General features: G+C 41.3%; 17 protein-coding genes and 1 pseudogene. 8 read left to right on the top strand and 10 right to left on the bottom strand.

Annotation, left to right across the window (positions count from 1 at the left end; translation table 11 throughout):
- The 3 genes from H6G08_RS33440 to H6G08_RS33430 form a co-directional block, all read left to right on the top strand.
- Positions 1-945 (top strand): RNA-guided endonuclease InsQ/TnpB family protein (locus H6G08_RS33440; RefSeq protein ID WP_190551072.1); only part of this gene is annotated, 945 nt, incomplete at its 5' end.
- A gap of 109 nt (positions 946-1,054) precedes the next feature.
- On the top strand, positions 1,055-1,561 hold the full coding sequence (locus H6G08_RS33435; protein ID WP_190551070.1) for a DUF4112 domain-containing protein: 507 nt from the start codon (positions 1,055-1,057) through the stop codon (positions 1,559-1,561).
- Between the two features lie 15 nt (positions 1,562-1,576).
- On the top strand, positions 1,577-2,512 hold the full coding sequence (locus H6G08_RS33430; RefSeq protein WP_190551068.1) for an alpha/beta fold hydrolase: 936 nt from the start codon (positions 1,577-1,579) through the stop codon (positions 2,510-2,512).
- Positions 2,513-3,223: 711 nt separating this feature from the next.
- On the opposite strand, the gene H6G08_RS33425 is transcribed toward H6G08_RS33430, so the two are convergent.
- The 8 genes from H6G08_RS33425 to H6G08_RS33390 form a co-directional block, all read right to left on the bottom strand.
- Entirely contained in the window at positions 3,224-4,615 is a 1,392-nt protein-coding gene (locus tag H6G08_RS33425; RefSeq protein ID WP_190551067.1) for a UDP-glucose dehydrogenase family protein, read from the bottom strand.
- A gap of 146 nt (positions 4,616-4,761) precedes the next feature.
- Positions 4,762-5,712, bottom strand: coding sequence for a UDP-glucuronic acid decarboxylase family protein (locus H6G08_RS33420; protein ID WP_190551065.1), 951 nt, complete (start codon positions 5,710-5,712; stop codon positions 4,762-4,764).
- 350 nt (positions 5,713-6,062) lie between these two features.
- A complete protein-coding gene (locus H6G08_RS33415; RefSeq protein WP_190551063.1) occupies positions 6,063-8,207 on the bottom strand; it encodes a cation:proton antiporter domain-containing protein in 2,145 nt (714 codons plus the stop codon).
- A 149-nt stretch (positions 8,208-8,356) separates the two neighbouring features.
- A complete protein-coding gene (locus tag H6G08_RS33410; protein WP_096643829.1) occupies positions 8,357-9,010 on the bottom strand; it encodes an HAS-barrel domain-containing protein in 654 nt (217 codons plus the stop codon).
- An 82-nt stretch (positions 9,011-9,092) separates the two neighbouring features.
- Entirely contained in the window at positions 9,093-9,287 is a 195-nt protein-coding gene (locus tag H6G08_RS33405; protein ID WP_190551061.1) for an NAD(P)H dehydrogenase subunit NdhS, read from the bottom strand.
- 173 nt (positions 9,288-9,460) lie between these two features.
- Complete coding sequence (gene rodA / locus H6G08_RS33400) at positions 9,461-10,789, bottom strand: rod shape-determining protein RodA (RefSeq protein ID WP_190551053.1); 1,329 nt, start codon at positions 10,787-10,789, stop codon at positions 9,461-9,463.
- 101 nt (positions 10,790-10,890) lie between these two features.
- Positions 10,891-11,961: an Mrp/NBP35 family ATP-binding protein gene (locus tag H6G08_RS33395; RefSeq protein ID WP_190551050.1), complete on the bottom strand. Its 1,071-nt coding sequence runs from the start codon at positions 11,959-11,961 to the stop codon at positions 10,891-10,893.
- Positions 11,962-12,283: 322 nt separating this feature from the next.
- Positions 12,284-12,808: an SRPBCC family protein gene (locus tag H6G08_RS33390; protein WP_190551049.1), complete on the bottom strand. Its 525-nt coding sequence runs from the start codon at positions 12,806-12,808 to the stop codon at positions 12,284-12,286.
- A 501-nt stretch (positions 12,809-13,309) separates the two neighbouring features.
- Here H6G08_RS33390 and hemF point away from each other — a divergent pair.
- Together hemF and H6G08_RS33380 are read left to right on the top strand one after the other, a co-directional pair.
- A complete protein-coding gene (gene hemF / locus H6G08_RS33385; RefSeq protein ID WP_190551047.1) occupies positions 13,310-14,371 on the top strand; it encodes an oxygen-dependent coproporphyrinogen oxidase in 1,062 nt (353 codons plus the stop codon).
- Between the two features lie 392 nt (positions 14,372-14,763).
- Positions 14,764-15,132, top strand: coding sequence for an STAS domain-containing protein (locus tag H6G08_RS33380; RefSeq protein WP_190551046.1), 369 nt, complete (start codon positions 14,764-14,766; stop codon positions 15,130-15,132).
- 142 nt (positions 15,133-15,274) lie between these two features.
- On the opposite strand, the gene H6G08_RS33375 is transcribed toward H6G08_RS33380, so the two are convergent.
- Positions 15,275-15,871 carry a chromophore lyase CpcT/CpeT gene (locus tag H6G08_RS33375; RefSeq protein ID WP_190551078.1) on the bottom strand — a complete coding sequence of 199 codons (597 nt, stop codon included), beginning with the start codon at positions 15,869-15,871 and terminating at the stop codon, positions 15,275-15,277.
- Positions 15,872-16,124: 253 nt separating this feature from the next.
- Between H6G08_RS33375 and psb29 the strand changes: the two genes are divergently transcribed.
- Positions 16,125-16,832 (top strand): photosystem II biogenesis protein Psp29, encoded by a 708-nt coding sequence (gene psb29 / locus H6G08_RS33370; RefSeq protein ID WP_190551044.1) that lies wholly within the window; start codon positions 16,125-16,127, stop codon positions 16,830-16,832.
- Between the two features lie 170 nt (positions 16,833-17,002).
- A pseudogene (locus tag H6G08_RS33365) lies at positions 17,003-17,693 on the top strand (IS1 family transposase).
- A gap of 232 nt (positions 17,694-17,925) precedes the next feature.
- Here the strand turns inward: H6G08_RS33365 and H6G08_RS33360 are convergent.
- A complete protein-coding gene (locus H6G08_RS33360) occupies positions 17,926-18,681 on the bottom strand; it encodes a WecB/TagA/CpsF family glycosyltransferase (protein WP_190551042.1) in 756 nt (251 codons plus the stop codon).
- A gap of 1,032 nt (positions 18,682-19,713) precedes the next feature.
- On the opposite strand from H6G08_RS33360, the gene H6G08_RS33355 reads away from it, so the two are divergent.
- Entirely contained in the window at positions 19,714-20,433 is a 720-nt protein-coding gene (locus H6G08_RS33355) for a response regulator transcription factor (RefSeq protein ID WP_190551041.1), read from the top strand.
- The last annotated feature ends 36 nt before the right edge of the window (positions 20,434-20,469 follow it).

Genomic DNA, 20,469 nt, shown 5'->3' with positions numbered 1-20,469 from the left:
GTAGGCTCTCAGGCAGTACAAGATATTTGTCAACGCATTGAGAAAGCCTATCAGTTGTTTTTTAAACACAACAACAAAGGAGTTAGACCACCAGGATTTAAAAAGGTCAAGAAATACAAATCATTCACTCTTAAACAAGCAGGTTATAAGTTTTTGGGTGACAATCGAGTAAAAATTGGTAGTCGGGTATATCAATTTTGCAAGTCGAGAGAGATTGAGGGAACAGTTAAAACCTTAACCATCAAGCGCACTCCATTGGGCGAGTTGTTCATGGTTTTGGTTGTTGACGATGACGGTAGAGACGCGATAACCCTTGTCTGTACAAAAGTGGAAGTTAAGACGGGTAGAATCGCTGGCTTTGACTTTGGGTTAAAGACATTCCTCACATGCTCAGACGGTACAACAATTGAGTCTCCCCAATTTTTCAAACAATCCCTAAATGCTATTAAAAAAGCAAGTTCGCAGCATTCTAAAAAGCTGAAAGGCTCATCGAATAGAGAACGAGCAAGAAAAAACTTAGTACGCAAATATGAGGATATTTCTCATCGTCGGCGTGATTGGTTTTGGAAGTTAGCTCATTCCTTAACCGATAGGTTTGATGTCCTTTGCTTTGAAACCCTAAGCCTCAAGGGAATGCAACGACTTTGGGGCAGGAAGATATCAGACCTAGCTTTCGGCAAGTTTCTACAAATCTTGGAATGGGTTGCCAACAAGAAGAGTCAGCAGATAGTGTTTGTCGAGCGGTGGTATCCCAGTAGTAAAACTTGCTCCAGTTGTGGACATATCTTAGAAAGTCTGGATTTGTCGATTAGGGAGTGGCGTTGTCCATCCTGCCAATCAGTGAATGGTAGAGACGAGAACGCCGCACGTAATATTCAAATGGTTGGGGCATCAACCATTGGGTTAGGTGATGTAAGTCGGGCTACGCCTGCAATTGCTGTTTGACCCCAGAATCCCCACGCCTTTAGGCTGGGGAGTATGTCAAAAATATCTATATTGACCATTAGCCAAATTGCTGTAAATAATTATTGAACTTCCCAAAGCGATCGCACTCATGCCTGATTTACCTTCTCGGTATCCGATGATTGAACCTGATGCTAAAGCACCTACAGTGAGACGGCTACGTCAGATTAGTCGGCTCATGGATAACCTGATTACTATTCCCGGTACTCAAGTAGGTGTGGGGTTAGATCCAATTTTAGGATTATTACCAATTGGCGGTGATTTTTTAGGAGTGATACTTTCCTGCTACATTGTTCTAGAAGCTGCCCGCATCGGCATACCTAGAGCGACTCTTGGCAGAATGGTAGTTAATATCATCATCGATGGTTTAATCGGTACTTTTCCCATGCTGGGAGACTTATTTGATTTTGCTTGGAAAGCAAATACCCTGAATATTCAACTATTAGAAGAACATTTAAAATCTCCCCAACAAATGCAAAAAGCAGATAAGGGATTTATGTTACTTCTATTAATTGGATTATTGCTAATTGCTATTGTCTTAGTTGTCTTGCCTATAATAGTAATTAAATGGCTGTGGCAAGCCTTAACAGGTAGTTAATTAACTGATAAATTAATGAAAGATTGGTGGCAGGCGACTTTTCTCCAAGGGCGACAAAATGTAATTATTACTGATACAAAAGGTTATCCTGTACAAATTTCTTACGGTGAAAAAGGTAAAGGTAAGCCGCTAATTTTATTACATGGCATGGGAAATTGGAGCTATAACTGGCGTTATAGTATCAATCCTTTATCTCAACATTGCCGGGTAATTTGTTTTGACGCTAAAGGTTATGGTTTTTCTGAAAAACCAGTATCAAGACGCGAAGATAACGGACATCAAATTATTGAACTAGCGCGAATCATTCAAGAACTATGCGATGAACCACCTGTAATTGTTGCCGAATCTCTAGGGGGATTAGTTGCTCTTTCCCTAGCACAAGAATACCCCCATTTAGTCGGGCGGTTAATAGTAGTCAACGTGCCAATTTTTGCCGAAAAATTACCGCATTGGGCAATGTGGATACTGGCACAAACACCAATAGAAATTATCGAAACTATTGACACTTTACGGCTGACATATTTATTAGCACCTCTATTTCGCGAAATTATGGCAATGGAAAGACGACAGGTGCTATACGATCCATCAGTATTAAGTCAAGAAGATATTTATTGGATAGCTTACCCTTTTATTGAATTTCCTGGCACTATCGTCAAAGTTGCCGAAGAATTACAAATAGCAGCGCGCGAAATTGCTAAATGGCAAGAAAAGAAACCTAATTTACTCAGTAAAATTCAAAGTAAATTAAGTGCGATTGAATGCCAAACTTTAATTTTATGGGGACAGCAAGATAGTTGGTTTCCTGCTAGTCATGCAGACAAATTACATAAATATATTCCTCATGCGAAATTACAAATTCTGCCTAACTGCTGTCACGATGCATCGATAGGTTCTTCCCAAGAAGTAAATCAAGCGATCGTGGAATTTCTTCAAGAAACTAATTTTTTGTAGATACCAGTTTGAAAAAATAATGCAACAGTAGGGGCATGGCATTGCCCATTAGTGTCAACTTAAGCCCAAAACTTTTATCTATCTCGTTTCCAGCCTCCGGCTGGAAATGCGGATTGCGAGGCAGAGCCTCGAAAGCTGATAAATTGAGGCAGCAGCCCCACGATTTTCGCTCCCACGCAGAGCATGGGAGCTAGATGATCGCGTATTAGCAAGGGTTTCACGTTACAGCAGTTTTCATGCATTTGAACCACAATCGTAGTAGGGGCACGGCGTCCACAATCTTCTCGTATATACAATAATGTTACTGGTGCCGTGCCCCTACAGTGTGGTCTATTTACCTGAAAATTGCTGTAAGTTGATACATATGGGCATTGCCATGCCCTCTAGAATATATTTATATGTCAATAGGGTTCAGTTAGTGTTGAAAACCTTAAACTCTGTAGGTTGGGTTGAGGAACGTAGACGCGGAGCGGCTTCCCGCAGGGTAACCCAACATTTCCGGGGGTTTTGTTAGGTTTACACACGGTAAGCCCAACCTACGATTATCCTTAACTGAACCGTATTGATTTATATTTCGCTTCTTAAGCGTACATCAGTCGAACTGAGATTAATTGAGTTTTTTGCCTCTCTAGCACCCAAATAAACGAAAAGCTGCTGAGAATGTTCTCAGCAGCTTGAGCCTTATCAGGATTGTGAGTTAAAAACTATTTTCTAGCGACCAATACCTACATATTGGAACCCAGCTCTAACCATTGTTTCTGGATCAAGGTAGTTACGACCATCAATAATTACTGGATGGGTCATCAAGGTTGCCATTTTAGCGTAGTCTAAGGTGCTAAACTGTTGCCATTCAGTGACAAGTACCAAAGCATCGCAACCGTCAGCTAGTCTTTCAGCATCGGTTTCTACTAAAACACCAGAAATACCATGACGTAAACCAGTTTGCGAAACAATTGGGTCGTAAGCTTTAACTTTAGCGCCCAAGCGGTTGAGTTGCTCAATTAGGTTAAGTGCAGGCGCATCGCGTAAATCGTCGGTATCAGGCTTAAAGGTTAGACCTAATAGACCTACTGTTTTACCTTTGAGGATTTTCAATACTTGTTGCAATTTTTCTAAAGCAATCAGCCGTTGACGTTCGTTGACGGTAACAGCAGATTTCAATAGTTGAGCTTCATAACCATAGTCATCAGCAGTATGAATTAGCGCTGATACGTCTTTGGGGAAGCAGGAACCACCCCAGCCAATACCAGCTTGTAAGAATTTGTTACCGATGCGGGAGTCTAAACCAATACCTTTAGCAACTTGGGTAACATCAGCACCAACGCGATCGCAAATGTTAGCAACTTCGTTAATAAAGCTAATTTTGGTTGCTAAGAAAGCATTAGCAGCATATTTAATCATTTCTGCCGAGCTGAGGTCTGTTGCCAAAACTGGTACAGGTGGTAAAGACTTATCTTCAGCATACTGACGTTCCACAATCGGAGTATACAGTTCTTTCATTAAAGCGATCGCTTTTTGGCTGTTACCACCGAGAACAATGCGATCGGGGTTAAAGGTATCGTAAACTGCGGAACCTTCCCGTAAAAACTCTGGATTGCTGACAACATCAAATTGATATGCAATCTCAGGTAGTCTTTCTTCTTCAGCAACCCCACCTGCAGTAACTAGGGTTTTTTGGCGTTCAGCAATACCATCTAACACAATCATTCTTACCCAGTCACCAGAACCGATGGGTACTGTGGATTTGTTAACAATTACCTTATAGCCGCCATTGAGATGGTTACCAATACCGCGTGCTACAGCTTCTACATAACGGGTATCGCTTTCACCTGTTGGTAATGGTGGTGTGCCTACAGCAATGAAGAGAATTTCGCCGTGAGCAACGCCAGCCGCCAAATCTGTGCTGAATTCAATTTTACCTGTTTGAATAGCAGCTTGCATAATTTCCGAAAGTCCCGGTTCAAAAATCGGTGACTGTCCGGACTTCATCAACTTAACTTTCTCTTCGTTATTATCGACACAAATCACATCATGACCGATATGAGCTAAACAAGCGCCTGTTACTAAACCAACGTAACCAGTACCAATGACGCAAACACGCATTCTCTTTAACTCCTTGTTTGTTCTATTTATTCTGTAAATGGAAAACTTTTAACACTTTGCTTACGTATCAGGCAAAAATCTCATATTAGAAGGTAAGACTTTACACTTATAGCGTACGTAAGCAAGCGAGTAATACCTCAAACAAATCAGTGGACTAACTGCTTGTTATCCGTTTTAATCCGATTGCGGAAATCTTCGATTGTGAGTTTTAACCCTTGTTGTAGGGGAACGGTAGGTTCCCAATTTAACAAAGTTTTAGCCTTGGTAATATCTGGACGACGGCGACGCGGATCGTCAGAAGGTAATGGTTCAAACTGAATTTCCGCATCTGGATTAATCTGGTTTTGTACAGCCTGTGCCAATTCTAAAATGGTGTATTCATCAGGATTTCCCAGATTGACTGGCCCGATATAGTCGCTATTCATCAGCCGGATAAAGCCTTCTACTAAGTCAGAGACGTAGCAGAAACTACGAGTTTGGGAACCATCACCATAAACTGTTAATGGCTTACCCCGTAGGGCTTGAACAATAAAGTTACTTACTACCCGACCATCGTTTTCTAACATCCGGGGGCCGTAGGTATTGAAAATACGCACAACGCGAATATCAACTTTATTTTGCCTGTAATAGTCAAAAGCTAAAGTCTCTGCAATACGTTTACCTTCGTCGTAGCAGGAACGCAACCCAATGGGATTGACATTACCTCTATACTCTTCGGTTTGGGGATGAACTTCTGGATCGCCGTAAACTTCACTCGTTGAAGCTAAGAAAAATCTTGCCTTCACACGCTTTGCTAAACCTAACATGTTGAGCGTACCCATCACATTAGTTTTAACTGTTTTTACGGGATTGTACTGATAATGTACTGGAGAAGCAGGACAAGCCAAATGATAAATTTGATCGACTTCTAACCTAATGGGTTCGGTGATATCGTGGCGGATGAGTTCAAAGTATGGATGATCCAACCATTTAAGTATGTTTTGCTTGTTACCCGTATAGAAGTTATCCAAGCAAATGATTTCATGCCCATCGCTTATTAGTTTGTCAATGAGATGAGAACCAATAAACCCGGCACCGCCCGTCACTAGAATTCTCATAATTCCCCAGTTAATTACATATACTGTCAGTAGCTCTTGTGCGTATTTTTTTGATTACCTAATTCAGGTACAAAATACTCCCAGAGAATACGGTTATTTAAACATATGTTGTTAAATTTACCAAATTTTCTGTGGGTATATTTTTCAACCACGTCTTACTTTTATCTATTAGCAAAATAACAAACATCCGTTGAACTTTGTAGCTGAAGATCCTAGAATTCATCAAATCTTCACCTATATTAAGTATATTTAGAATGAAATAGCTAAATTCGTATATAGACATAAAAAAATCTGTTTAGCAATATACATAACAATCTCAGAGCCGGAAAATAGCCTAGATATCTTGAAAGTCAAATATTTGACATTGTAGATGTTGTACTGGGAACTCCTGTTGCTAATGTTACTGTTGGCTGACGTTGCGGCTCTCCCAACATCACAATAGAACAAGTTAATTGTCTGGCTAATTGAGTAGTAACATCACTAATAGCTAAACCACCAGGACTAGTATGATTGCGTATAAAAGGCAACACAACTAAATCATATAATCTTGCTGCTTGTAAAATAGCTTGAGCGACATTTTCGTGGGCAATAATTTGAATTTCTGGCGGATTGGCAAAAGCTAATTTAGATACTAATAGTGAAAGATGCGATCGCTTGTCCGCAATTTTGCTCGAGCTGGTGCGACGCTCGCATACATTTAATACAGTTACTTGGGCTTGATTGCAGTCTGCTAACATTTGGGCAAAATGCACTGGCTGTAATGTTGGTGCCATTAAATTTTCAATCGGCACTAATATCCGTTGAATTTTCCTGGGAGAGTCTACTAAACGAGTCACCGCTACCGGACAGTGGGAAGCCCAAAGAACGTTATCAATTACGTTACCAAATAAACGCGCCCGGAAACCAGTGCGTTTACCCCAACCCATGACAATCAAACTAGCCTTTTGTTCCCGAGATGCTCTGCTGATTCCTTGAGCAAAGGCATCATCGATGCGTAGCAAGGGTTCTGCCGTGACACCTAAGACGCGGCTTTGGGCTGTAGCTTTTGCTAGTAACCGCTCGCTGCGCTGTAACGAGGTTTCTAACTGTGGTGCATCCATGTTAGCGGCCGCAGTAGCGATCGCTAAAGGTACAACTCTGCCATTGGTTTGGCGTGCTAATAATGTCGCTAGTTCAATTAAATATTGCTGAGTTTGCGGATTATAAATCGGTACTACGATAGTGAAAGCATTCTTATTGTCTGGGATTTTTGGCTCAGGCTGATTTGTTGGTGCTGGTTCTGGAGGTGGAGATAAAGCCAACCCTCCAGCTACCCGACTGGTAACTAACGGGCCAAGTGTTGATGTCACAAGCATAACAACCACAACGCTATTGAATACTACAGGCTGGAATAACCCGATTTCGTATCCCACTAACGTTGCTGCTAATGTTGTACCTACTTGCGGTACTGTGAGCGACCACATTGTTAACATTTCCTGCCAAGAATAGTTATACAAAAGTTTTGTTAACCATGCGGCGATGAATTTGCTGGCAATTACACCCAACACCAACAGCAGCATCAATTGCAAATTGATACTTTTGCTAGTCAAGGTGGTGAAATCCATCAACGAACCCAGATGTACAAAGAAAATAGGAATGAAGAGGACGCTACCCACAAACAGTACTTTTTCTTTGACTGGCCCTTCACCGACAACTTCATTCACTGCTAAACCCGCTAAAAAAGCCCCAATAATTTTTTCTACCCCAATCAACTGAGCGCCCACAGCGGCTAGAAAAATTGTCAGTAGCACAAATAAAAACTGGTTACCTTCTTCGCCTCCAGAACGCCGGAAAAATTCTTTTCCTAACCAGTCAAAGCCTGCTAAAACCACAACTGCGTAAATGGTTAACCAACCAATCAAAGTCAGCAGTTTGGGGAAGCTAAATCCGCCTACATTATTTACAGCTACACATACAGTTAAGATTAACAGCGCACCAATATCGGTAAAAACCTTGGCTCCAATGCTGATACTGACAGACTGATTGTTTACCACTCCCAAGCGATCGAGAACAGGATATGCCAATAAAGTATGAGAAGCGAACAAAGAGCCAATTAAGATAGATGCGATCCAATTCAAGCCAAAAAGATGCCCTAACAGACTGAGGATGGCTAAGGGCAAAATAAAGGTGAAGCAACTAAACCCTAGCGAACGATTTTTTTGGCGTTGGAATTGTTCTAAGTCAACTTCTAGCCCAGCCACAAATATCAGATAAACTAACCCAATATCTGCTAGCAGCTTCATAATTTCTGATTCTGTCTGGAATAAATTCCAACCAGCAGGCCCGAGTACTACCCCAGAAAAAACCAAACCTACTAATCCTGGTAGTCTGAGGCGCTCAAATAGAATTGGCACGACTAAGATAACTACCAGCAAAATAGCGAAGGGAACAATGGGTTCCTGACCCAGTAATTGAGAGGTTGGTTCTATTGTCAGAACTTGGGAAATGAGTTCCATAGGTAGAACTTGAAAGGGCGATAGTGAAGCTGCGATCGCCTTAAAGGCAATCGCCCGATCAATATAACTGTAAACACCACCTAGAGTAAAACTTAAAAAAAATTTAATTTACTGACAATCGCCAGATTAGATAATGGTCTAAATACTACTTATGGGTGAACCTGACGCAAAATAAACCGTAAGCGATCGTAGTCATCTTTTAACAACAAGCTTAAGGTACGTCCAGCTTTAATTAACCATTGGCGATCGGCTTTGCGTAACTGATAAACCGCCCGCATCGCCGCCGCAGTTAATGATTCTACTGGTGCGCCTTGCACAGTCAATAGTGTCTGCAAAAAATCCAATTCTTCCGTAAATTTCACGATTGTTTCTGCTTCACAGCGATACACTGCTTGATGAATTTGTGGCGGGCGAGGAGGTAAATATTGATACGCTTTACTAAAACCTGGGGTAGCAGATGGTGGTGCAAAGCCGACGATCGCGGCGCGAAATTCAGTTTTCAACATGGCAAATATTTGGGGTTGTTCTTCCCGCAAGTCTTGCAAAGATAAACCCAAAGCTACTGCCCGGTGTACAGAATCTATGGGCATAGTTGTGGCATAATACACCACTGCATAAATTTGATTACCCGATTCTTCATCCGTTGAACAAACCCAGCTACCAAAGGGAGGCATCGGGGGAAAACTTAAGTCTTCCGGTTCCAAACACTGAGCCAGAAACTCTGTAGTATTGGTTTCGATCACCTCAGCAATATGATGAGGATGGCGATCGCCTGTAGCAAACTGTGGTAAAGGAAGGCGCATAGTAGTGTTTTATCAATGTCAATCAGTCATTAGTCATAAGTCTTTGCCCAATGACAAATGACTAATGACTAATAACTACTAATTATTTACCTTTCTTCTTGCCTGTGGTTTCGACAGTTTCCAATTCACTCAAGCGAAAGGTAACTAATTTATCCCAGTTTCCCCCCTCAAATAATACGGCTACCTTGCCATCGCTTACCCGTTGTACGAGTCCTTCATAGCGATAATAAGTATCTGCGGGATTTTTGATGCGAACAGTTGCTCCAGGCAGGATCATGATTTTTATCCTCGCTTAATTTCCTGTTATATAGCTTAATACTTGTGGGTGGGCATTGGGCATTGGGAATTGGGCATGGGGCATTGGGCATTGTCAGGGAAATCACAATTGTACAGACGCGATTCATCGCGTCTCTAACAACTAACAACTAACAACTAACAACTGACCATTGACTAATAATATTTCTGCCGTTGGCGAAAGTTAGCTACCGATTCTACTATTCCTAAAGCAATGAAGTTAGTCAGCATCGCAGAACGCCCGTAACTCATCCAGGGTAAGGGAATGCCGGCTACAGGTGCTAAACCTACTGTCATGCCAATATTGACGATGAGCTGAAAGACAATCATCGATAACACGCCCATAGCTAATAAAGAGCCAAAATTATCTTTGGCAGTTTGAGCTACATGCAGTAACCGGAAGCAAATTAAGCAAAATACAAAAAGTACTACCAAACAGCCAATAAAACCAAATTCTTCACCAACTGCGGAGAAAATAAAGTCTGTATGCTGTTCGGGGACAAAGTTAAGTTGAGTCATCGGCCCTTTAAATAAACCCCAACCCCAAATTTCACCAGCACCGATGGCAATCCGAGATTGAATTAGGTGGTAACCTGCACCCAAAGGATCGTGTTCTGGGTTCATAAAGACGCTGAGGCGATTTTTTTGATAGTCGTGTAAGACATGGTTCCAGGCAAATACGCCTAATTCACCGCCCAGCATATTCAGAATCCATGCACCTATGGCTCCTAAGCCAAATTTTCGCCAAGGAAGAGTTTGCCAACCCACAATACCCATTGCGCCTGCCCAAAATAATCCTAATGGGCTTAAGGATATTTCTTTCAAAAAGGATATTTCTTTAAAGGTTATCGGTTCTGGTAATGGCCAAGATATACCAAATAAAATAGCGGCAACTATGGGAGAAATTAGTAGTATTATCCAGCCTGGATTAGCATTCGCCCAGTACAGCATACCGATGACGATCGCTCCAAATACTAATGATGTTGCCAAGTCTGGTTGCAAAAATACTAATCCCCAAGGCACAGCAGTAATTGCCAAGGCTCGAAAAAAACTCTCGATGCTGGAAGCCGTGCGTTTGTGTAGTAGCGCTGCAAGGGTAATAATTATACCTACCTTGGCAAACTCCGAGGGTTGGACGTTAAAACCTGCAATACTAATCCACCTCTGTGCCCCTTTAGCAGCAGTACCGACAACCATCACGGCAATGAGGCTGAAGTTGGTTAATCCGTAGGTTACCCAATGCCACTGTAGCAAATTTTCATAACGCAGACGAGCGAGCAATAAGGCGATCGCTGTACCAATACCAGCTACCAGCCAGTGCCACCACCAGTCAGTGACAGGCTGTTTTAATTCCGTACTGAGAATCATCACGCCGCCAAAAATACTGACAGCTATCGGCAAACAAAATAATAACCAATCTACCTGCTGCCAAGGTTTAACCCAATATTTCCAGCGAATTTTGGGGAGCGCACTTTTTAATAACATTGTGTGAGTTGAGACTTTAATTGGTAAATTTTAAATTTACTATCTATCTAAAATCTGTATTCCCAGGCTATGGCCCAGGAACCAGATAGAATTGAACTTTCTTATGTCAAAGCGGCAACTGATACTTTACCAGCAATAGACAATGCGATCGCACTTAGGGCTTTGGCGGAAGCTGAATCTGGTTCCGCGACAACTATCGGTACGCCGTTATCACCGCCGACTCTGGTGGAAATTTCTAGGGGTATACGTCCTAACAACGGTACTCCTAATTCTGATGCAGTCTTTTCACCGCCACCAGAACCAAAGATGTCATATTGTTTATCTGGCATATCTGGCGGGATGAAATAGCTCATATTTTCAACTATTCCCAATACAGGCACGTTCATTTGTTGGAACATCCGCAAGCCCTTGCGGGAATCTAGCAGAGATACAGTTTGCGGTGTAGTGACGATTACTGCTCCAGCCATCGGTACGGCTTGCGCTAAAGTTAACTGGGCATCGCCGGTTCCGGGAGGCATATCAACAATTAAGTAGTCTAATTCTCCCCACTCAACTTGATAGAGAAATTGGCGAATCACACCATTTAACATTGGCCCCCGCCAAATCACTGGCTGATCTCGGTCAATTAAAAAGCCCATTGAAACCAATTTCACACCGTGATTAAATGCAGGTTCGAGGATTTCCCCTTTTTCCCCAGGACGGACTGTAATTTGGGCATCGCTGAGTCCCAGCATGGTGGGATCGTTGGGGCCGTAAATATCCGCATCCAGTAAACCTACTTTAGCGCCTGTCTGTGCTAAAGCTACGGCGACGTTTACGGCTACAGTACTCTTACCCACACCGCCTTTACCACTGGAAACGGCAACAATATTTTTTACACCAGCAATGCCAGTGCGATCGGGTAAACTTTTTTGCTGTGGTGTTTCGGCTGTCACTTCAATGCTGACATCTATCACGCCTGGTAGCTTGTTCACCGCTTTTTTACAGTCTTCAACGATAAACTCTCTCAAAGGACAGGCGGGTGTGGTTAACACTAATGTGAAACTAACCTTGCCAGCATCAATTTTGACATTGCGAATCATATTCAGTTCTACCAGACTTTTTTGCAGTTCTGGATCTTGTACTGGTCGCAACACTTCTAGAACCGAGCGGGAATCAAGGACATCGTACATAAAAATTCAAATTTCAAATTTCAAAAAGAAGAATGCTTTTGTGGCAAGTAACTTAACTACTAATCTGGATATCCTATTGTGCCGCGATCGCCGTAATAAAACTTAAAAAAAGTACATAATAAATTGATGGTAAATATTTGATTTACTAATAGATTTGTCAATGGTCAATAGTCAATTGTCATTGGTCAGTTGTTAGAGACGCGATTAATCGCGTCTGTACAATTGTGATTGGTCATTGGTCATTGGTCAGTGGTCAGTTGTGAAGAGCTACTGATAGTCAACAGTCATCAGTCAACAGTCAACAATCAACAGTCTGTGAATTTTAGAAATCAAAACAACTGTCGTTGAGGCTTTTTTTCTGACTTGAGACTGCTTGTAATGCGGCTTTTTCTACGGCTTCAACTAAGCTACGCGCTACGCGATCGACGTAAGGACGGGAAAAAGACCAAATCAGGGGTGACAACCAACCGCGTAGTGTTACAGAATAAGATAAACAAGTGCCGCAAACAGTAGACTCCACTCGATAAGTGATCCGTTCTTCAATTCCCGGAATCGCTAGCACTCGAATACTCAACATTTCTTGGGGATTGACAAGCTCAACAAAAATCCGAATCGGAATTGGTGAAAAGCGAGTGACAGCTTGGAAAATTAATCCGGGTTTGGGTACTAATCCATAGGGTACATTAGTGCTTTTGAGTAGCGGATGCCAAGAAACATCAGTGAAGTTGACGACTTGTTGCCAAAGTTCATCTACAGAAGCCGAACTAATTTCTCGATATGTCCGCACTAGAGAAGCGCAAAATCGCCGACGTTGACGTTGAATGAATTTGGATAAACAACCCCGCATTTGCCTAAACCTCCTAGCTCAACACTTTCTGGGAACTCTGGCATGGTGGGCAATTTTACTCAGCCCTCGCATCAAACTTTCTCAAAATTGCCCTAACTATAGCAAGCCCCTGTGGGTGCAAACACTAGTACAATCATTGGGAGTTAGCAACCCCCATGTGTAAAACACCATTTTTAATTTTGGTGTCCAATTCTTGAGCAGTTCAGTCTCAGACCTTGAATGATCAAGGTTGTGAGTGCTGGTAACTAATCCGCCAGAGTCTGGTGTAAATACCAGAACCTATTTATCAAGAAATAAAAAAAAACTTCGTCCAATATACAAGCCTATACGCATTTGAGGGAAAATAACTCTAGTCTTGCTAATCAATCGTATAAATGCTTGACCAGTAAGAAAAAAGCAAATTTTACTTCATGTTTGGTTCAGAGATTGGTTTAATTAAAAAATTTTAATTAAAGAATTTCTGGTTTTGGGAAATGTAATTTAGGTACGGGAATCTCTGCTATGTTGATCGACTCTCAAGCCCCTACTCTTTCTGTAGATTCATCAAAGTTCTTACCACCGACTGATGCAAAACAGCGCGTAAGTCGGTTTATGCAACAGTTACAGGATGAAATTACTCAAGCTTTGACAAAGCTGGATGGTGTTGCTAGTTTTCATGAAGATAGTTGGCAACGTCCTGAAGGTGGTGGTGGGCGATCGCGTGTTTTGCGTGATGGGGCTATTTTTGAACAAGCTGGTGTAAATTTTTCTGAAGTTTGGGGTTCCCATTTACCGCCGTCAATTTTAACTCAACGCCCAGAAGCAGCCGGACATGGTTTTTATGCTACGGGAACTTCTTTAGTGTTACACCCGCGTAATCCCTATGTCCCCACTGTGCATTTAAATTATCGCTATTTTGAAGCTGGCCCAGTATGGTGGTTTGGTGGTGGCGCTGATTTAACACCTTACTACCCCTTTGCCGAAGATGCTCAACATTTCCATCAAACATTGAAGCAGGCTTGCGATCGCCATCACTCAGAATATTATCCAGTGTTCAAGCGCTGGTGTGATGAATACTTCTACCTCAAGCATCGCGGTGAAACTAGAGGTATCGGCGGTTTATTCTTAGATTACCAAGATGGTCAAGGTGCTATCTATCACGGCCCCGATCCCAATGGCGAAGCTGCTAAATATAGCAATCAGGTAGGCGCATTACCCCAAAGAACTTGGGAAGAAATCTTTGCTTTAGTCCAAGATTGCGGTAGCGCCTTCTTACCAGCTTATGTACCCATTGTCGAACGTCGTCATCACCTTGAATATGGCGATCGCGAACGGAACTTTCAACTTTATCGTCGGGGTAGGTACGTAGAATTTAACTTGGTTTATGACCGAGGCACAATTTTTGGTTTGCAAACCAACGGACGTACCGAATCAATTCTTATGTCCCTACCGCCTTTGGTACGTTGGGAATACGGGTATCAACCAGAAGCTAACACCCCAGAAGCCGAGTTATACGAAACTTTCTTAAAGCCCCAAGATTGGATAAATTGGGCACCTACAACTAGTGCTGAATCAAGTAAGTAGAGATGCAAGCTTTGAATAAAACCTTACAAGCTCTACTGTAAAAGCTACAGTTAGTCAATTTGGTTTCAGTGCTTGCTAAATCTAGACTTTATCTCTGTTTTATCTATTGCTGACCTCAGCAATTGCCTCTACCTGTCTCCTGTTTTAGTGAGTTAAACTACTAAAGATAAGCACCGAGTAAAAAAAGGTGACATTTTTAGCTGGAACTTGTTAATCTCAAGTATCAGCATAAAATTCTTCTGTTAGTGGTGAGTCAATTAATTTACTAACTCGCTGGATCTCATCCTCGCTACCACAGCCGGAAAATTTCCAGCAATGCAAGTTTTTTGGCTCACCAGTAACAGCTTTAAATACAGTAGTTAATTTTCACAGAACTGCCATAGGGAGGCTCAGTGATTCAGATAGATCAAAAAAGCTACCTTACCCAAGATGGTAATACCGTTATCGTCTTGACACCGACTGGACGCTTAGACATAACCACTGCTTGGCAATTTCGCCTAAAGTTACAGGAATGTATTTCCAAACTCAGCCGCCATGTAGTTGTGAATCTGAGTCAGGTAAACTTTATTGATAGTTCCGGTCTAACTTCATTAGTAGCCGGAATGCGTGACGCGGATAAACTCAAAGGTAGCTTCCGGATTTGTAATGTCCATACAGAAGCAAAACTTGTGTTTGAAGTGACAATGATGGATACAGTCTTTGAAATCTTTGAAACAGAAGAAGAAGCTTTAGAAGGTGTACCCCGAAGCATAGCTAGTTAAAGCTATGGTGAGATATCTTGCTTTTGTTGGCAAAATTGTCACAACTGATGTTACCGAGTTGAAGAATTGAGGAAAAGTACAGCAGACGAAGTAGAGTCAAGACAAAATTTTTGTCTGCTACTTCGTAGTTACTACTTAATTCTCAGTATTGCTGTCGTTTATTGTAGCGGTAAGGGCCAAAAATTGCGCCCCAAGTAGCTTTTCCAGTTGTAGTGTCAATTCCTTTATCGTAGCTGAGAAATTCTGTTGCTGAGGCGGCAAAACCTAAAGCAACTTGTATCGTGTTGTCTAGATAAGTAAAGCGACAGCTAGTATTTGGTGGTGGAGTCGCGACAAATCTATAGGAATTAGGCGCTATTGCTTCTGGTGTCACGGTGAGGACGCAACCTGGTAATAAATCTATGCGATCGAGCGTTAATGAATCGAGTAAATCAGGATTGCGGCCTGCACCTTTTAAACTATTCGGATCTTTGGGCATATAAAATTGCACTTGCAGGGGTGCATCAACTTCACGCCCTAGCTGTAAGCGCAGGATTCGTTGACGGTAAGGATTATCTAGGCTGATAATATTGGCTTGTTCCGCAAACAATGTGATACTGTCTTCAGCAAACAGGTTAACAGGTCTTTGCCACAAGCGGAGGTGAACGTACCAAACAGGATCGTTTAAAGCTTGTTCTTGGTTGTCAAATTCACCAGCCAAATACTGACCAAGAACTGTTAACTGTGAAGATAGGCTCATAAATTTAGGTTTTGTCAAAAGTCCACAGTCAAGAGTCTACAGTCAAGAGTCCAGAGTCAAAAGTCAAAAGTCCACAGTACAAAATTTACTGACCATTGACCATTGACTATTGACTATTGACAACCTCAGCGAGAAATCGATGATACATAGCTGAAAAATATTGTAAACCGCCCACTCGCAAGTTGAAACCCGAACTTGGCAAACTAACCTTTAAGCGAGACAATAAAAATACGTCGCCCTTAACATTTTCTTTGTGAATAACGTCCGTACTGTTTCTGATACAAAGCGAACTTTCTACACTCTGCACACCCGTCCAATCAATACGATTTACCGTCGGGTAGTGGAAGAGTTGATGGTGGAAATGCATCTGCTGTCAGTAAATGTCGATTTTAGCTACAATCCGCTTTATGGCTTGGGCGTCGTCACTGCTTTTGAGCGCTTTATGCAAGGCTACCAGCCAGAACGAGATAAGGAATCTATATTTAGCGCCTTATGTCAGGCTGTAGAGCAGGAAGAGCAACGCTACAAGCAAGATGCGGAACAATTGCGTGAGTTAGCTAAAAGTTTATCCGTCAATGATTTAATTGGCTGGTTAAGTCAAAATACTCCCTTAGATAGAGATGCTAATTTGCAATCTCAACTACAAGCGATCGCCAATAATTCTAACTTTAAATATAATCGCTTGTTTGCTATTGGTTTATTTACCTTATTAGAATCGTCAGATCCAGACTTAGTAAAAGACGAAAAGCAACGCATCGAAGCACTGAAAAAAATTGCTAGCGGCTTGCATCTGTCTGATGAAAAACTAAGTAAAGATTTGGATTTGTATCGTTCTAATCTCGATAAAATCACTCAAGCTCTAGTAGTAATGGCTGATATCCTCTCCGCCGATCGCAAAAAACGCGAACAGCGCAAACAACAATCTACTACTTCGGCTGCTCCTCCTAGTGCAAATGAATAGTCCATAGTCAATAGTCTATAGTCAAAGCGTCTTGACTATCGACTGTGGACTCAAGATTTTTGTTTAAGTAGTCTAAGTAGTATTTTTTATTTAAAAAATTCGGCGTTGCAGAATAGAAATATGAATTAGAGCGATCGCTTCGGAAATGTCCAAGGTGTGCATCAACACATATTCGTAAAAACGATAAACAACGTGGTAAACGCTCATTACATTTGTGCCAATTATCAACGTCAGTTTATCGATTCATATGACCAAAAAGGATATACGGAAGATATTAACAGGGAATGTCTAAAAATGTACGTCTGAGGTTGCTGGTTTTCGTGCAATAGAAAGAGTCAAAAAAGTACATCATACCACTGCTATAAATTGGGTTAGACAAGTTACTAGTGCTTTGCCAGATACACCTAATAAAAGTGAGATACCAGAAGTTACAGAAGTTGATGAACTTGAAACTTTTATTGGTAAAAAAAAACAAAATTTGGTTGTGGACAGCAGTAAATCACAGTGATACAGGAATTATAGTTTGGGTTCTAGGGGATAGAAGTTCAGAAACTTTTAAAAAGTTATGGTTGATAATAAAATGTTGGGCTTCTTATTTCTACGTTAGAAGAGGCTTCGCCGTTTACCCTTGTTTTATTAGTAATGAAGACCATATTCTTAGCAAGACATATATGACAAGAGTTGAAAAAGAAAATAGCCGTTTAAGACATTATCTGGCTCGACTACACCGGAAAACTTTTTTGTACTCAGTTGTCAGAAGAAATGCTGAAGCATTCAATTCGATTGCTAATATATTATCTTAAGTATGGGTCAGTGGCGCTGCGGGCGCACAGCGCCCGCAAGCTTGAGGCGATCGCTTGATTCATATTTTTATTCAGCAATGCCAAATTTAAAATTTATTTTGTCCGCAATACTCAGAAATTATCTACTGAAGAATATACAAGCCTAAATACATTGACAAAAAAATTATCACCCTTTTGGGGTGATACTCATCTGTCGCTACCGCTACGCTAACGGCAATCACTGATTAATAAATTGAAATAAGAGCATAGGGGAGAACTTCAAAGACCTGACGAGTAGGCTTTGGGAAAGTCTAACTAATTGCCCCTCTTGCCGTCAAATGATAAACAAAAGCTTTTAAGGCGAACTCTGGTAAAGCTAACATCCGTCGCCAGCGCCAAGGTTCTTGATAAAGGCGATATAGCCACTCTAAATTATTATTGCCTAACCAAGCTGGAGCGCGATTTTTCGTACCTGACCAAATATCAAAACTACCACCAACACCAATCCAGATAGCTTGAGGACATAAGTAGCGGTGTTGAGCAATCCATAACTCTTGACGCGGTACTCCTAAACCTACAAAAATTACTTGTGGTTGTAATTGGCTGAGAGTTTGCCGTAATTTTTCTTCTTCTTCTAGGGAATGGTAACCGGAATGAGTACCAACTACATTTAGACTAGGAGTTTTCTGTTGACAGAATTCTGCGGCTTTTGCCGCAACTCCAGGTGCTCCACCATAGAAAAATACCTTAGCAGGGTTCTGTTGTTTTCCCAATTCTCGCAACAGTGTTTCTGCTAGTTCAATTCCAGGGCAACGTTCCACTTTTTGCCATAATAACCATCGCAAATACAGAACTACTCCCGCTCCATCGGGAATCACTAACTCGGCATCTTGAATAACTTTAGCTAAGGCACTATTACGTTCTGCCTGCATAGTCATTTCTGCATTGAGTGTGACTACATGAGTTCCTTTGCCTTGTTGCAGGCATTCTAGCAACCAGCCTGGATAGTTAGTCATCACATGAACTGGTATTCCCAACACTGAAAATGCTTTAGGCGATTTAGACATAGACAATTTTTACTTTAGCCTCACACCACAGTCTCTCGAAGGTTAGTTTATCAAATTTTTTAATATATTGTCTGTGGCTATTTTAGCTATCAGCAATTTCTGGTGATGCATATAATACTCAATAAATTTTCTGATAAATTTATTGGAAAAATTTGATGCTAACTGTGTAATTTTATTTGATGAGTGAAGTGAGATTTTAATACCAGATACTATAGATTGTACTAACTAATAATGAGAATTGGCATAAATATTACCTATTCTTAGTAAGAAAAATATCTTATGTTAAGATAGGTAGTCGCTCTGGTGAAAATTTTTGGAAATGTCGGAAATGACTCATACTTTTCGGTAAGTACAAACTTCGTAAGTATTTACCAGGCGCTAAAGAATGCTCTGGATAGATTGGGCAATGTATGTATATGTAACTCTGGTTCAGAGTTCATGCTAGCTACTTAAGTAGCAGCTTCTCTATTATTGGGCTGTAATCAGTGTCACCTACAGGCAAATCTTAACTCCTTCATTAATCCCAAATTAATTATCAGTATCAGCAAGAGATAAGAAACAGGTGTGTTACCCCCTTCTGGTATCTGCTTGAGCTAAAAGCCTGAAAAAATAGTCTTTCCAGCTTTTTGCTAGTAGTGGATATTTTGAAGCGATCGCTTTAGTGTTTGAGCCTAGCGCAACTCCTATATCTCAGCGCAAGGTAGAATAAGGATCTGAAAATTCCCTATTCCCTAAAGATCCTAGTGGTTGTGTTTGTGCTGTAATTGTTGTAAATCTCTAGCAATAATCAGCAAAATAAATTTAATTGCTACCCACTGCATTGAGTTGGGGTTTAGCTTTCTTAATTCTATGATGAGATTGTCACTTTCCTGAGAGAATGATTGCCTATGGCATTGGTAGCACCTTCACGTGTTAGCCTTACTCATAAAGCATTTTTACATTTTTGTACAAATGTTGGTGACTGCATTTCCTACAAGTTTTGAGTAAACTCGATTTTACAGTTTAAGGTAGTGTAACGGGCGGAAGTTGACTATGAGTAAAATTCGTATTGCTCTGATTGAAGATCATGACCTCACCCGTGTGGGTATTCGGACAGCACTACTGCAAAAAGAGGAAATTGAAATTGTAGGAGAAGCTGCCAATGCTGCGGAAGGTCTAAAAATGCTGAAAACGCTACAACCGGATATTGCGATTGTAGACATTGGCTTACCAGATAAAGATGGTATTGAGTTGACGCGGGAGTTAAAGTCTACGAGTAATGGCTCAGAGTTAAAAACTAAGGTATTAATTTTAACACTGAGAGACAACAAAGAAGCAGTACTTGCAGCTTTTGCGGCTGGAGCTGATTCTTACTGTATGAAGGATATTAAATTTGATAATTTGCTAGAGGCAGTGCGAGTCACTTACAATGGCAATGCCTGGATAGATCCGGCGATCGCGAGGATTGTCTTACAACAAGCACAACAAAATCCAGCTAAACAAGATTTAGTATCATTAGAGACTCGAAATAACTTTAATAACTCTGGCACTGGGGAGGCTCAAGAACATATAGATCCTTACATCCTGACAGACAGAGAATTAGAAGTATTACAGTTGATTGTCGAAGGTTGTAGCAATGCAGTCATCGCAGAAAGGCTTTACATCACAGTGGGGACAGTGAAAACTCATGTCCGAAATATTTTAAACAAGCTATGTGCTGACGATCGCACTCAAGCTGCAGTTCGTGCTTTGCGCTCGGGATTGGTTGGCTAAGTTGAAGTTGAGCCATTTTCTGTTCGGAAACGAAGG

This window comes from Calothrix anomala FACHB-343, assembly GCF_014696435.1.
Taxonomy (GTDB): Bacteria; Cyanobacteriota; Cyanobacteriia; order Cyanobacteriales; family Nostocaceae; genus Aulosira; species Aulosira anomala_A.
Note: the sequence above shows the minus strand (reverse complement) of the source record. Positions and strands in the feature narration are given on the sequence as shown.